Annotated in this window: 14 protein-coding genes; 8 read left to right on the forward strand and 6 right to left on the reverse strand. The window is 61.1% G+C overall.

Annotated elements, in window-relative coordinates; all coding sequences use genetic code 11:
• Positions 1-54 precede the first annotated feature (54 nt).
• Positions 55-345 carry a hypothetical protein gene (locus AB4O16_RS23880; protein ID WP_110662116.1) on the forward strand — a complete coding sequence of 97 codons (291 nt, stop codon included), beginning with the start codon at positions 55-57 and terminating at the stop codon, positions 343-345.
• On the opposite strand, the gene AB4O16_RS23885 is transcribed toward AB4O16_RS23880, so the two are convergent.
• Together AB4O16_RS23885 and AB4O16_RS23890 are read right to left on the reverse strand one after the other, a co-directional pair.
• A complete protein-coding gene (locus AB4O16_RS23885; RefSeq protein ID WP_008015977.1) occupies positions 342-815 on the reverse strand; it encodes a cyclic nucleotide-binding domain-containing protein in 474 nt (157 codons plus the stop codon). The two genes, AB4O16_RS23880 and AB4O16_RS23885, sit on opposite strands and share 4 nt — an antisense overlap.
• Before the next feature lie 204 nt (positions 816-1,019).
• Positions 1,020-3,074 (reverse strand): S9 family peptidase, encoded by a 2,055-nt coding sequence (locus AB4O16_RS23890; RefSeq protein WP_460155983.1) that lies wholly within the window; start codon positions 3,072-3,074, stop codon positions 1,020-1,022.
• Between the two features lie 124 nt (positions 3,075-3,198).
• Here AB4O16_RS23890 and AB4O16_RS23895 point away from each other — a divergent pair, with 124 nt between their 5' ends.
• Genes AB4O16_RS23895 through AB4O16_RS23905 form a run of 3 tightly spaced genes read left to right on the forward strand, consistent with a single transcriptional unit; the run spans position 3,199 to position 5,060 of the window.
• Positions 3,199-3,696, forward strand: coding sequence for an MFS transporter (locus tag AB4O16_RS23895; protein ID WP_460155984.1), 498 nt, complete (start codon positions 3,199-3,201; stop codon positions 3,694-3,696).
• A gap of 33 nt (positions 3,697-3,729) precedes the next feature.
• Entirely contained in the window at positions 3,730-4,506 is a 777-nt protein-coding gene (locus AB4O16_RS23900) for a class II glutamine amidotransferase (RefSeq protein ID WP_150717818.1), read from the forward strand.
• 11 nt (positions 4,507-4,517) lie between these two features.
• The gene (locus AB4O16_RS23905; RefSeq protein WP_460155985.1) at positions 4,518-5,060 is read left to right on the forward strand and encodes a DUF2937 family protein; all 543 of its coding nucleotides are present in this window, start codon (positions 4,518-4,520) and stop codon (positions 5,058-5,060) included.
• A 53-nt stretch (positions 5,061-5,113) separates the two neighbouring features.
• On the opposite strand, the gene AB4O16_RS23910 is transcribed toward AB4O16_RS23905, so the two are convergent.
• Positions 5,114-6,028: a LysR family transcriptional regulator gene (locus AB4O16_RS23910; RefSeq protein ID WP_460155986.1), complete on the reverse strand. Its 915-nt coding sequence runs from the start codon at positions 6,026-6,028 to the stop codon at positions 5,114-5,116.
• A 146-nt stretch (positions 6,029-6,174) separates the two neighbouring features.
• On the opposite strand from AB4O16_RS23910, the gene AB4O16_RS23915 reads away from it, so the two are divergent.
• From AB4O16_RS23915 to AB4O16_RS23930, 4 genes are all read left to right on the forward strand, one after another.
• A complete protein-coding gene (locus tag AB4O16_RS23915) occupies positions 6,175-7,461 on the forward strand; it encodes an MFS transporter (protein WP_460155987.1) in 1,287 nt (428 codons plus the stop codon).
• A gap of 73 nt (positions 7,462-7,534) precedes the next feature.
• On the forward strand, positions 7,535-8,287 hold the full coding sequence (locus AB4O16_RS23920; protein WP_460155988.1) for a 5-oxoprolinase subunit PxpA: 753 nt from the start codon (positions 7,535-7,537) through the stop codon (positions 8,285-8,287).
• Positions 8,284-8,988 (forward strand): 5-oxoprolinase subunit B family protein, encoded by a 705-nt coding sequence (locus AB4O16_RS23925; RefSeq protein WP_160389169.1) that lies wholly within the window; start codon positions 8,284-8,286, stop codon positions 8,986-8,988. The genes AB4O16_RS23920 and AB4O16_RS23925 overlap by 4 nt, the downstream gene beginning before the upstream one ends.
• Positions 8,985-9,911, forward strand: coding sequence for a 5-oxoprolinase subunit C family protein (locus AB4O16_RS23930; protein ID WP_160389170.1), 927 nt, complete (start codon positions 8,985-8,987; stop codon positions 9,909-9,911). The genes AB4O16_RS23925 and AB4O16_RS23930 overlap by 4 nt, the downstream gene beginning before the upstream one ends.
• Before the next feature lie 120 nt (positions 9,912-10,031).
• On the opposite strand, the gene AB4O16_RS23935 is transcribed toward AB4O16_RS23930, so the two are convergent.
• The 3 genes from AB4O16_RS23935 to AB4O16_RS23945 all read right to left on the reverse strand — a co-directional run bounded on the left by AB4O16_RS23935 (position 10,032) and on the right by AB4O16_RS23945 (position 13,323).
• Positions 10,032-11,210, reverse strand: a complete 1,179-nt coding sequence (locus tag AB4O16_RS23935; protein WP_110658508.1) for a vWA domain-containing protein — start codon at positions 11,208-11,210, stop codon at positions 10,032-10,034.
• Between the two features lie 12 nt (positions 11,211-11,222).
• Positions 11,223-12,068: an AAA family ATPase gene (locus tag AB4O16_RS23940; protein ID WP_007911294.1), complete on the reverse strand. Its 846-nt coding sequence runs from the start codon at positions 12,066-12,068 to the stop codon at positions 11,223-11,225.
• Between the two features lie 148 nt (positions 12,069-12,216).
• Positions 12,217-13,323, reverse strand: coding sequence for a DUF748 domain-containing protein (locus AB4O16_RS23945; protein WP_460155989.1), 1,107 nt, complete (start codon positions 13,321-13,323; stop codon positions 12,217-12,219).
• Positions 13,324-13,367 lie beyond the last annotated feature (44 nt).

The raw sequence follows: 13,367 nt of genomic DNA on the forward strand, positions 1-13,367 counted from the left end.
ACAGACGCAGTTGGGAGTAGCCTGTTTATGACGACAAGGCCAACGGAGCCATTGATGAAGCGCACCATTCTAACGGTCATTGCCCTGGCCGCGCTCTCGATAACTGCAGTGCAGGCGCAACAGCTGCAATCGATTCCCGTCAGCCCCGCGCCGATGCCCGGTTCACCCGGCACCGCGACGCCCACACCGTACCCGCAAATCAGCCCGGCGCCTTTGCCGAAAGTCGGGCCGGGCAGTAGCGGCCCGCCGTTGGTGCCGATTGAAATGCCGAGCCCGCCGACCAAGGACCAGCCCGTGCCGGGGATTGAACCGAATCCGCCCAAACCCAAGTCGCCAGGCGGCTAGACCTGCTGCGAAAGCAACTGACCGTCGGCCATGCGCAAGCGTTTGGACAGCGACACGGCGAGGGCGCGAATGATCTTGGCGGCGATTTTCGGTGCGTCGTTGAGCATCTTTTCCAGCGAGTCCTTGCCCAGGTTGAGCAACTGACAGTTGCTCGCGGCCACGCAACTGGCCGAGCGCCGTTCGCCGTCGAGCACGGCCATCTCGCCGAACGAGCGGCCGCTGCGCAAGGTGGCGATGGTGACGCGTTGCCCGTCAGCGGTGGTTTTCTGCACCGCCACCTGACCGGTATGGATGATGCACATGAAACTGCCGGCATCACCCTCCTGGAAGATTTCCTCGCCCTGGGCAATGGTGCTGATACTGAAGTAGCCCGAAGCCGCGGCGAAGTCCGCCGGCAGCAACTGATTGAACAGGCCGCAATCCATCAGCCAGTCGCGAATTTCGTTGTTCAGAAAGGTTGATTCAGACATGTCGTCACGGTCTTTTTGTAGTGTCTGTTGTTCCGGGGTTGAGCCGTTCTTGTGGGAGCGAGCCTGCTCGCGAATGGGTTGTCACAGCCAATGGAGATATTGAATGTGCCACCGCTTTCGCGAGCAGGCTCGCTCCCACAGGGGATATGCAGTGTATCGGCCTGCGGCGTGCGGAATTAAGACCGGTTCGTCGGCCCGAGTTCCTCAGGCGATGCCCAGAACCTTGAACAAAAACGCATATTCGAGTGCTACGTCACGCAATCCCTGATATCGACCGCTCATTCCGCCGTGCCCGGCACCCAGTTCAGTCTTGAGCAATAGCGGATTGCTGTCGGTCTTGGTCGCGCGTAATTTCGCCACCCACTTGGCCGCCTCCCAATACTGTACGCGGCTGTCGTTGTAGCCAGCGATCACCAGGGTCGCCGGATACGCTTGCGCGCTGACGTTTTCGTACGGGGCGTAGGCCTTGATCCGATCATGGACGTCCGGCTCTTCAGGGTTACCCCACTCGTCGTATTCCGTGACGGTCAATGGCAGCTCAGGGTCGAGCATGGTGTTGAGCACGTCGACGAACGGCACTTCGGCGATGGCGGCGCCGAACAACTCGGGCCGTTGATTGAGCACTGCGCCGATCAGCAAGCCACCAGCGCTGCCGCCGCTGATCGCCAACTGCGCTGCCGTGGTAAAGCCCTGGGCGATCAGGTGTTCGGCGCAGGCGATAAAGTCGCTGAAGGTGTTGTGCTTGTGCTCCTGCTTGCCGGCGCGATACCAGGCTTCCCCCAGTTCGCCGCCGCCGCGCACGTGGGCAATGGCAAACGCCATGCCGCGATCCAGCAGGCTCAGGCGCGCATGGGAAAACCACGGGTCGAGGCTTTCGCCGTAGGCACCATAGCCGTAGAGGTACAGCGGCACGGGCTTGCCGAGGTCTGCGCGCTTGATCACCAGGCTGATCGGCACTTGCGTGCCGTCCGGCGCAGTGGCCCAAAGGCGCTGGCTGACGTAGGCGTCGGCATCGAACGGGCCGAGCACCGGGGTTTGCTTGAGGACTTTCTGTTCGCCGGTCGCCAGTTCAAGCTGGCGGATTTGCGCCGGGCGGTTCAACGCTTCGTAGCGCAGGCGGATCCGCTCGCTTTCGAATTCCAGGCTGTTCTGCACGTGCAGGCTGTAGGCCGCATCCGGCAGTTGCACGCGATAAGGCGCCAGGCCTTGCGGGTGCACCTCGATGACCGGCAAGCCGCCGACCCGCAGGCTCAGGGTCATGGCGCCGGTGTTCAGGCTGATGCCGTCGATCATCACCGTGTCGCTGTGGGGGATCAGGTTCTGCCAATGGGTTTCGGCCGGTGCCGCGCCGGTATCGATGGCGGTGTACAGGGCGAAATTGATCCCGTCACGGTTGCTGCGAATGAACCAGGTCCATTGCCCGTCCAGTGCGCCGTGGTCGACGTCGTACTCATGGTCCTCGACTCGCGGTGCGATGCAGGTAAAGGCTTGCTGCGGCTGGTTGGCATCGAGGACCCAGACTTCACTGGTGGTCTTGCTGCCCACGGACAGCAGCAACTGCTGTTCGGAGCTTGAGCGGTAGCAATGCATGAAGAAACGACCGTCCGGCTCATGGAACACTTCTTCAGCCGCCGTACCGTCCAGTCGATAGCGATACAGTTTGTGCGGGCGATGGGTGTCGTCCAGTTCGCCAAAGAACAGGGTCAGGCTGTCGTTGGCCCAAGTCATGCTGCCGTCACAGTCCTGGAACTCCAGCTCGCTGACACGACCGTCGGACAATTCCTTCACGAACAGCGTGTAAATCTCATCGCCGCTTGAGTCGATGCTGTAGGCCAGGCGCTGATGATCCGGGCTGACACTGAAAGCACCCAGGGAAAAGAAACCGCCGTTGGCCAGTTCGTTAGGGTCCAGGAGCAGTTGTTCGCGGCTTTCGTCGAGGGTCAGGCTGTCATCGGCCGGGCGCGGGCAGCGGTAATGCCGGGCGTACTCATCGCCCGCCGTGGTGCGGGTGTAGTACAGATACGGTCCCCAGGGCGAGGGCAGGGACAGGTCGGTCTCGAGAATCCGTCCCTTGATCTCCTCGAACAGGGTTTCGCGCAGCCCGGCCTGGTCGGCGGTTTGCGCCTCCTGATAGGTGTTTTCGGCTTTCAGGTAGTCGAGCACTGCGTCGGTGTCGCGCTCTTGCAGCCAGGCATACGGGTCGGAACCTTCAGCCTTGTGGGCAATCGGGGCGTCGCAAGTGTTGGCGGATAGGGGCATGAAGGACTCTCGAACAGTGTACGGAATAGGGGCTTCGCCATCTGTGGGAGCCTGGTTGTCAGGCATTGATGCAGCCTGATGGGCGAAAAGCCGTTATCATAAGCGCCTCTTTGCCTGCCTTGCCATGGACACCATGACCGAGAACGACTATCTGATCGCTTGGGGCCTCTACGCCTTTGCCGCTTTGGGCTGCCTGTTGGTGTGGATGCGCTTGACCCGCTGGATGTGGCGATGGTTGCGCGAGCCGCTGCGGCTGCTGATGGCGGTGTTGCTGTTCAGCCCGACCATCATCGACCCGGTCAAGGATAAAGTCGCACCGGCCATCGCCATTACGGCGCTCGACCTGTTGTTCAAGGTCGGCAACAACGCCTGGCGGGCGATTTCCGATCTGTTCATGTACGGCATGATCGCGTTCGGCCTTTACCTGGTGCTGGTGGCGATCCGTTTCCCCATCGAGCGCGCCTCCAACGCCCGCAAGGAACAGGCTGCCGCCGCCAAAACCGCTGCGCGCACTGAAGAATCCGAAGACGATCAACCGTTCGGCGGTGCCGGCGATGATCGATACGGTCGTCCTCCCGTGCCGAGCAATCCTCAGCGGATGCGCGTCGAACCCCGTCTGTAACCGTGCCCCCTGCGATCGAGTGAGAGTCTGAGCATGTGTGAGTTATTGGGCATGAGCGCCAATGTCCCGACCGATATCGTGTTCAGCTTCACCGGGCTGATGCAGCGCGGTGGCCGCACCGGCCCGCACCGCGATGGCTGGGGCATTGCCTTCTATGAAGGTCGCGGGCTGCGGCTGTTCCAGGACCCGGCGGCGAGCTGCGAGTCGGAAGTCGCGAACCTGGTGCAGCGCTATCCGATCAAGAGCGAAGTGGTGATCGGGCATATCCGCCAGGCCAACGTCGGCAAAGTCTGCCTGTCCAACACCCATCCGTTCGTCCGTGAGCTGTGGGGGCGCAACTGGTGTTTCGCGCATAACGGCCAGTTGGCTGACTTTCAGCCAACGGCCAGTTTCTACCGCCCCGTGGGTGATACCGACAGCGAAGCGGCGTTCTGCGATTTGCTCAACCGCGTACGCGCGGCGTTCCCCGAGCCGGTCGAGGTCGAAGAACTGCTGCCGGACCTGGTGGCTGCTTGCGCCGAATATCGCAGCAAAGGCGTGTTCAACTGCCTGCTCAGCGATGGCGACTGGCTGTTCTGTTATTGCTCGACCAAACTGGCGCAAATCACCCGTCGTGCCCCGTTTGGTCCGGCGCGCTTGAAAGATGTCGACGTGATCGTCGATTTTCAGGCCGAAACCACGCCCAACGACGTGGTCACCGTCATCGCCACCGAACCCCTGACCGAAAACGAAACCTGGACCCGCTACGAACCGGGTCAATGGAGCCTGTGGCGACGCGGTGAATGCGTCAGTCAGGGCACGACCGAATAAGGACTCCTTGCATGTTGCTCAGTTATCTACGGCTGGTGTTGTTTGCGGCGGGCCTGTTGATCGGTGTTCAGGTACCGGGCTTCATCAGTGATTACGCCAAACGCGTCGAAGCCCATCTGATCGAGGCGCAAGCCGGGTTGAGCGGTTTTCAGAACACCGCCAATCAGTTTTTCAAGGGTGACATGCAGGCCCTGGTGGCCCATTACCGAGCCAGCGAAGACCCGATCTTTCGCAGCGACGCCGACAGCCTGAGCAATCTGCTGACTCGTCAACTGGCGCTGGACAAGCAATTCCAGGCGATGCAGGGGCCTTGGTACATCCGCTTCCTGCAAGTGGTGCTGGCCGCCGACCCCGACATCCGCAAGGAAACCTGGAATGGCTACAGCTACCAGATCCTGTTGACGCCCGAGGCGATGACCTGGGGCATGAGCGGCGCCTTGCTGCTGTCGTTCGGGATTGAGTGCCTGTTCCGGCTGATCGACTGGGTGGTGCTGGGTGGAAGGCGTCTGCGCCAGAGCCGGCCGATTGAAGAGCGGGATTTGCGCGGGCTGTAAAAATGCGCGGTCCCTTGTGGCGAGGGGGCAAGCCCCCTCGCCACAGGATGCGTTCAGTCAGCCAGGGTGATGTAGTGTTCGCCCACCTTCAACGCGTACTCCTCCAGCACCTGCTGGCACAGCGCGACAATCTCCTCGACCCACTCCACGCCCACTCGCCACGACACCACCACCTGCAGGTCGGGTGGTCGCTGATCGATGTCCAGCAGGGTCAATTCGCCCCGTGCCAGCTCTTCGGCCACCAGCACCGGTGGCAATGCGCCGATGCCAAAGCCGTCGCGCAGCAGCCGGGTAATCGCCGACACCGAGTTCACGCAGTTCAAGCGTGGCGCCAGCACGCCATTGGCCTGCATCAGGGCGAGCACTTGCTGATGCGGGTGGGAGTTTTTCGAGTAGGTAATGATCCGCTCGTTCGCCAGATCGGCGACGCCTGAATACTCGCGGTTGTAAATGGCGTTGCTGGCGACGATCCAGCCCATGGGATGGCTGGCCAGTTCCAGGCTGCGCACGCTTTCCTGGCGCAGCAGATCGGTCTGCAGGATCACATCGAGAAAACCTTTTTGCAGCTGATCGCAGAGGTTCAGCGAGGTATCGGCCACCAGCTCGATTTCCACCAGCGGGTAGTGATCGGTCATCTGCGCCACCAAGGGGCTGAGCCAGGTGTGGATCACCGTGTCCATCACGCCGATGCGCACCCGTCCGGCCTTGCTCGAACGGGTCTCGATCGACTGTTTGAGCGCTTGCATGGTGTCCATCATGCGCTCGGCGTAATCGAGCACTTTCAGGCCTTCGGGGGTCAGGCTCACGCCGCGCGAATCCCGCAGGAACAGCTTTACCCCGAGCTCGCCTTCGAGCACGGCGATACGGCTGGAAATCGAAGCCTGAGTGGTGAAGAGCTTGTCGGCGGTCAGGCGAAAACTCTTGAGTCGGGCGACCCAGACAAAGGTCTCGAGAAACTTCAGGTTCATGGGATAAAGATTTCTTATGGCTAAGGCGGGTTTTTATTAGTTGGACGCAGCAGGGGCGCGCGTCCAAAAATCGGCGCATCCGGTTCCCACGATAGGCGTCGTCGGGGCTCAGAACAATACCAATAAAATCAGCGCGGAGATTTGCCATGAGTGCGCCCGACACCACTGCCATCCCGAAAGCCTCGGCCCGCCCGGGACCTTTCGACTGGTACCGCAACATCAATCAGCAGGAACGCCGCACCTTCTGGAGCTGCAAGATCGGCTATGGCCTGGACGGCATGGACACCCAGATGCTCAGCTTCGTGGTGCCGACCCTGATTGCCATGTGGGGCATCACCACCGGCCAGGCCGGGCTGATTCACACCAGCACGCTGATCGCTTCGGCCATCGGCGGTTGGGTGGCGGGGATACTCTCCGACCGCATCGGTCGCGTACGCACCTTGCAACTGACCGTGCTGTGGTTTGCCTTCTTCACCTTCCTCTGCGGCTTCGCCCAGAGCTACGAGCAACTGCTGATCGCCCGCACGTTGATGGGCTTCGGCTTCGGCGGCGAATGGACGGCCGGTGCGGTGCTGATCGGCGAGGTGATTCGCGCCCAGGACCGCGGCAAGGCCGTGGGCATGGTGCAGTCCGGCTGGGCGCTGGGTTGGGGGCTGACGGCGATTCTGTATGCGCTGCTGTTCTCGGTATTGCCACCGGAAGACGCCTGGCGTGCGCTGTTCATCCTCGGCATCGTGCCGGCGATTTTCGTGATTTTTGTCCGCCGTCTGGTCAAGGACCCGGAAATCTATCGTCAGGCCAAAGCGAAACAGGAGCCGAGCAACCCGGCGAAGTTCTACGAGATTTTCGCCCCCGGCATGCTATTCACCACGATTCGCGCTTCGTTGCTGACCACCGGCGCGCTGGGCGGTTACTACGCGATCACGTCCTGGCTACCGACTTTCCTGAAGAATGAACGCGGCTTGAGCGTACTCAATACCAGCGGTTATCTGGCGATGGTGATCGTCGGTTCCTACGTGGGTTATGTCATCAGCGCCTATTTGACCGACATCCTCGGACGCAAGAAGAACTTCATCCTGTTCGCCGTCGGTTCGTTCACCATTGTGCTGCTGTACACGCAATTGCCGGTCAGCAACGGCGTGATGCTGTGGTTGGGCTTTCCGCTGGGCTTCTTCGCCTCGGGGATTTTCAGTGGCATGGGCGCGTTCCTGACCGAGCTGTTTCCTACGCGCATTCGCGGTTCGGGCCAGGGTTTTTGCTACAACATCGGCCGGGCGCTGGCGGCGTTGTTCCCGCTGCTGATCGGCCTGCTCAGCCAGACCGTGCCGCTGAGCGTCGGCATCGGTGCCTTTGCTGCGGTGTCCTACGGCGTGGTGATCCTCGCGGCCCTGAGCCTGCCGGAAACCCGTGGCAAGCAACTCGACGCCCAGTAACTGATAATCTGCGGGGCTGTCATACAGATATGTCCCGCAGCTGAAAAGAATAAAGCCTACAGGAGTGTTCCGAGTGAGCCGCCTGCTATTGAACTGCGACATCGGCGAGAGTTTCGGCAGCTGGACCATGGGTCTGGACGCAGAAATCATGCCCTTCATCGATTGCGCCAACATCGCCTGCGGCTTTCACGCCGGCGACCCGAGCATCATGCGCAAGACCGTCAGCCTGGCCCTCAGCCACGGTGTGCAAATTGGCGCGCATCCGGCCTATCAGGACCTGGTGGGGTTCGGCCGGCGTTCCATGGCCTATGCCACCCAGGAACTGCAAGACATCCTGCATTACCAGATCGGCGCCCTCGACGGCATCTGCCGGGCCCAGGGCGGTCGGGTCAGTTACGTCAAACCCCATGGCGCGATGTACAACGACATGATGGCCAACCCGGTCCAGCTGCGCGCCGTGCTGCAAGCGGTGGCGTCCTATGACCGCAACCTGCCGTTGGTGTTGATGGCAACCCGCGACAACAGCGCCGCCCAACAAATGGGCGATGAATACGGCGTGACCCTGTGGTTCGAGGCCTTCGCCGACCGGGCTTACGACAGCGCCGGCAAGCTGGTCTCGCGACAACTGCCGGGAGCGGTGCATCACGACCCGGAAACAATCATCGGGCAGGCGCTGACCATTGCCTGTGGCGATCCGCTCACCGCCAGCGATGGCAGCGCCCTGCATTTGCAGGCCAACACCCTTTGCGTACACGGCGACAACGCCAGTTCGGTCGCAGCCGTGCAACGCATCCGTGAAGCCTTGAACCGGCAGAACGCGTCATGAAGCTGCGAGTGGAAGTGGTGGCGCTGGATTGCCTGATGGTGCGCCTGTTCGATGAGATTGCCGAAGCCAACATGCCGTGGATGCTGGCGGCCAGCGAAAGTCTGCGCGGCGCATTCGGTGAATATCTGATCGATCTGGTGCCGTCCTACACGACCTTGATGGTGCATTACGACCTGACCGCGCTGAGTCCTGCCCAGGCCCGGGAGTTGATTGCCGAAGCCTTGATCGACCTGTCGCCCAACGCGCATGCCCGCGGCCAATGTCATGTGCTGCCGGTGTGGTACGACTTGAGTGTCGGGCCGGAGTTGAGCCTGCTGTCGCAGCGCAGCGGATTGGCGGTGGAGGAGGTGATCCGTCGTCACTGCGAGCGCGAATACCAGGTGTTCGCCCTGGGTTTTGCACCGGGCTTCGCCTTCATGGGGCTGGTGGAAGAGGTGCTCGCGGCACCGCGCCTGAACACGCCACGCAAGAAAGTCGCCGCCGGCAGTGTCGGCATCGCCGAACGGCAAACGGCGGCTTACCCGGTGGTGTCGCCGGGGGGCTGGAACCTGATCGGCCGCACGCCGGCCAGATTGTTCGACCGCAACCGTGATGGCTACAGCCTGATGCAACCCGGCGACACGGTTCGGTTCGAAGCGGTCGGCCATGCCGAGTTCATCAACCTGGGTGGTGACGATACGCCACTGGAGGCCCTGGCATGAGCCGTCTGACGATTGAAGCGAGTACGCCGCTGTGCCTGTTGCAGGATGCCGGTCGATTTGGCGTGCGGCACCTGGGCGTGACCCAGGGCGGCGCGGCCGATTGGCGTTCGATGTCCTGGGCCAACTGGCTGCTGGGCAACGGGCTGGATGCGCCGGTGATCGAAGTCACCCTCGGCGGGTTCACCGTCGTGGCCGAGGAAGATTGCGTGCTGGCCTTGGCCGGGGCGGATCTGGGCGCGCAGGTGGACGGCGAAACGCTGGCGCCGTGGCGCAGTTTCCGGCTGCACAAGGGACAGCGTTTGCAATTCACCCAGCCGTTGCTCGGCGCCCGCGCCTATCTGGCGGCGCCGGGTGGTTTTGCTGCACCGAAAGTCCTGGGCAGCAGCGCGACGGTGGTCCGTGAGGAGCTCGGCGGCCTTGACGGCATGGGGCGCGCTTTGAGCAAAGGTGCGGGTTTGAGCTACTCGGGTAATTCGGTGATGTTGTTGCGGGAGTTGACCGCAGACCAGCGACCAAATCTGAACCTTGATACTCCGTTGGACCTGGTCCTCGGTGCTCAGATCGGCGAGTTCAGCGGGCAGAGCCTGTTCGATGCGTTCAACAGCGTGTGGAGCCTCGACAGTCGCGCCGACCGCATGGGCATTCGCCTGTTGGGCACGGCGTTGCAGTATCAGGGTAAACCGATGATTTCCGAGGGGATTCCGTTGGGGGCCGTGCAGGTGCCGCCGGACGGGCAGCCGATCGTGTTGCTCAATGATCGGCAGACCATTGGTGGATATCCGCGCCTGGGGGCGTTGACGCCGTTGGCGCTGGCGCGGCTGGCGCAGTGTTTGCCGGGGGCGCAGGTGCGGTTGAAACCCGTGGTGCAGGATGTCGCCCATCGTGAACATGTCGCGTATTTGCAGCGTTTTTTGAACAGCTAAAAGCATCGCTGGCAAGCCAGGCTCCCACAGGGATTGAGGTTGCTCACATAATTTGTGAACTACCTCAATCCCTGTGGGAGCCTGGCTTGCCAGCGATGGCGGCCTGAAGGGCTACCAGGATTACTTGGACAAAAACCGCATCCCTTCCTCCAACCCCCGCAAGGTCAGCGGATACATCTGGTCGTCGATCAAATCCCTCACGATGTTGGTCGATGAGGTATAGCCCCAAGTGTCCTTCGGATAGGGGTTGATCCAGATAAGCTTCTTGTACTTCTCCTTGAACCGCTGCATCCACACATACCCGGCTTCTTCGTTCCAGTGCTCGACGCTGCCGCCCGCCTGGGTGATTTCGTAGGGCGCCATGGCGGCGTCACCGATGAAGATCACTTTGTAGTCGGCGCCGTACTTGTGCAGCAGGTCCATGGTCGAAGTGCGCTCGGAGGTGCGGCGCATGTTGTTCTTCCACACCGATTCATAAATGAAGTTGTGGAAGTAGAAGTACTCCAGATGCTTGAACTCGGTCTTGCAGGCCGAGAACAACTCCTCGCAGATCTTCACATGGGCGTCCATCGAGCCGCCGATGTCGAACAGCAGCAACAGCTTGACGGTGTTGCGCCGTTCCGGACGCATCTGGATGTTCAGCAGGCCGGCATCCTTGGCGGTATGGTCGATGGTGCCATCGATGTCCAGCTCTTCCGCCGCGCCCTGACGGGCAAACTTGCGCAAGCGCCGCAGGGCGACCTTGATGTTGCGGGTGCCCAGCTCGACCGAGTCGTCGAGGTTCTTGTATTCGCGCTGGTCCCAGACCTTGACCGCCTTGCCCTGGCGCTTGCCGGCGTCACCGACCCGAATGCCTTCCGGGTTGAAACCGCCGGAGCCGAACGGGCTGGTGCCACCGGTGCCGATCCACTTGTTGCCACCGGCGTGGCGTTCCTTCTGTTCTTCGAGGCGTTTCTTGAACTCTTCGATCAGCTTGTCCAGGCCGCCGAGGGACTGGATCGCCGCGCGCTCTTCATCGGTCAGCGAGCGCTCGAACTCCTTGCGCAGCCAGTCTTCGGGGATCAATGCCTGAAGATGATCGTCGAGCTTTTCCAGGCCATTGAAGTAGGCGCCGAAGGCCCGGTCGAACTTGTCGAAATGCTTTTCGTCCTTCACCAGGATCGCCCGGGACAGGTAATAGAACTCGTCCATGTCGGCGAAGGTCACGCGCTGTTTCAGCGCGTTGATCAGGTCCAGCAGTTCACGCACCGAGACCGGCACCTTGGCTGCGCGCATTTCATTGAACAGGTTGAGCAACATGGCATCAGCCTCTTAGCGGGTGCCGCGACGGCTCATGAACGCCAGACGCTCCAGCAGTTGCACGTCCTGTTCGTTTTTCACCAGCGCACCGGCCAGGGGCGGGATGGCCTTGGTCGGATCGCGTTCGCGCAGCACCGCTTCGCCGATGTTGTCGGCCATCAGCAGCTTCAGCCAGTCCACCAGTTCGGAGGTCGAAGGCTTCTTCTTCAGGCCCGGCACCTTGCGCACGTCGAAGAACACGTCCAGCGCTTCGCTGACCAGGTCCTTCTTGATGTCCGGGTAGTGCACGTCGACGATCTTCTGCAGGGTGGTGCGGTCGGGGAAGGCGATGTAGTGGAAGAAGCAGCGGCGCAGGAACGCGTCCGGCAGCTCTTTTTCGTTGTTGGAGGTAATGATGATGATCGGCCGCTTCTTCGCCTTGATGGTCTCGTCGATTTCGTAAACGTAGAACTCCATCTTGTCGAGTTCTTGCAGCAGGTCGTTGGGGAACTCGATGTCGGCCTTGTCGATTTCGTCGATCAGCAGGATCACCCGCTCCTCGGATTCGAAGGCTTCCCAGAGCTTGCCCTTTTTCAGGTAGTTGCGAACGTCGTGGACTTTTTCGTTGCCCAGTTGCGAGTCGCGCAGGCGGCTGACCGCGTCGTACTCGTACAGGCCCTGGTGGGCCTTGGTGGTGGACTTGATGTGCCAGGTGATCAGCTTGGCGCCAAAGGATTCGGCCAGTTGCTCGGCGAGCATGGTCTTGCCGGTGCCCGGTTCGCCCTTGACCAGCAACGGCCGCTCCAGGGTGATGGCGGCGTTGACCGCCAGCTTCAGGTCATCGGTGGCGACGTAGGCCTGGGTGCCTTCGAACTTCATCTGCTAATCCTCGAACGGTAACGCCGACCTGAACGAGGCAGGGCGGTGCGGGGCGAAATAGTTGTAGTACCCGACTATAACGCGGTGCCCGGTCGACTGTGAACGCAGACGGCCTATTCAGTCTCTGAATGGAGCGTCACTTGGTGACTCAGCCTGCATCCGGCTGGGGGCGTTCATACCGTGCATTGAACGCCTGGATGAAACCATTGCGTAAAATCTGCAAAAAAGCCTGGAACGCGCTGACATCTTGCTGATGTACGTTGCCTTTGAGTTCGACCCGTGTGGCGAACTGGTTTTTGCCCTGGTTTTTCAAGACGGTCTCGGTACCGCCGACAAGGGCTTCCCAAATCGAGCGGAACAGCCCTTTGTCCTTGTTTTCCACGTCCTGCTGCCAGTTGAACACGTCGACATCGCGCAGCAACGGCTTGATATAGCCCGTCAGTCGCCCTTTGTCGGCTTTGGCTTCGATCACCACGTCGCCATGGCCGGCATTGAAGTCGAACTTGCCGTAGGCCGCGGCGAAGTCGTTCATGCGCTTGAGTTCGATTTCCCTGGCGCGCAAGCGAAACTCGAAGTCTTCGAAGTTGCTCAAGGGATCGAAAGTGGCCGTGGTCTCCAGTGGCGCATGCCCCAGCAGCAGGGCCTTGCCTTCGAAACGCGCATCACGCTTGCCTTTGGTATCGACCACGTTGGTCAGGTTGAAAATGCTCGCATCGACTTTTGTGGCGTTCATGTTCACCGGCGGTTTGGAGTTGAAATTGCGAAAGCTGATCTTGCCGTCGCTGATCCGCACTTCGTTCAGGGTAATGGGCAGCAGCTTGCCTAACTGGGCGCGCCAATCGGTGCCCTGACCGGTCTGGGAGTTTTGCTTGTTGGCCCCGCCGTCGACGAAGTTGACCTCGGGACGAATGAACTGCACTTCGGCCACCACCGCATGGTCGTACCAGAGTGAGTGCCAACTCACCGAAAGATCGATCAGTGGTGCGTTGACGAAGGGCACCGGAACCTTGCCCTCGACCTTGACGATTTTCAGGCCGTTGATCTTGTAGGCCCCGCGCCACAGGGCCAGGTCTACGTCGGTGATTTGACCCCGATAGTCGCCCATGTCCGCCAGCCGCTCATTCAGGTAGTCGCGCACCAGATAGGGCAGGGCAATGTGTAGCGATATCAACAGTGCAACGAGGCCGATGAGGGTCCACAGGGGCCAGCTGTATCGACGTTTCATGGTGGCAAATCTCTGGCGATCTAAAGCCATTGACTGCACTGATCAGCGGACGTTCGACCTGACTGGACGCCTGC

It is taken from the genome of Pseudomonas sp. S2_H10, assembly GCF_054668285.1.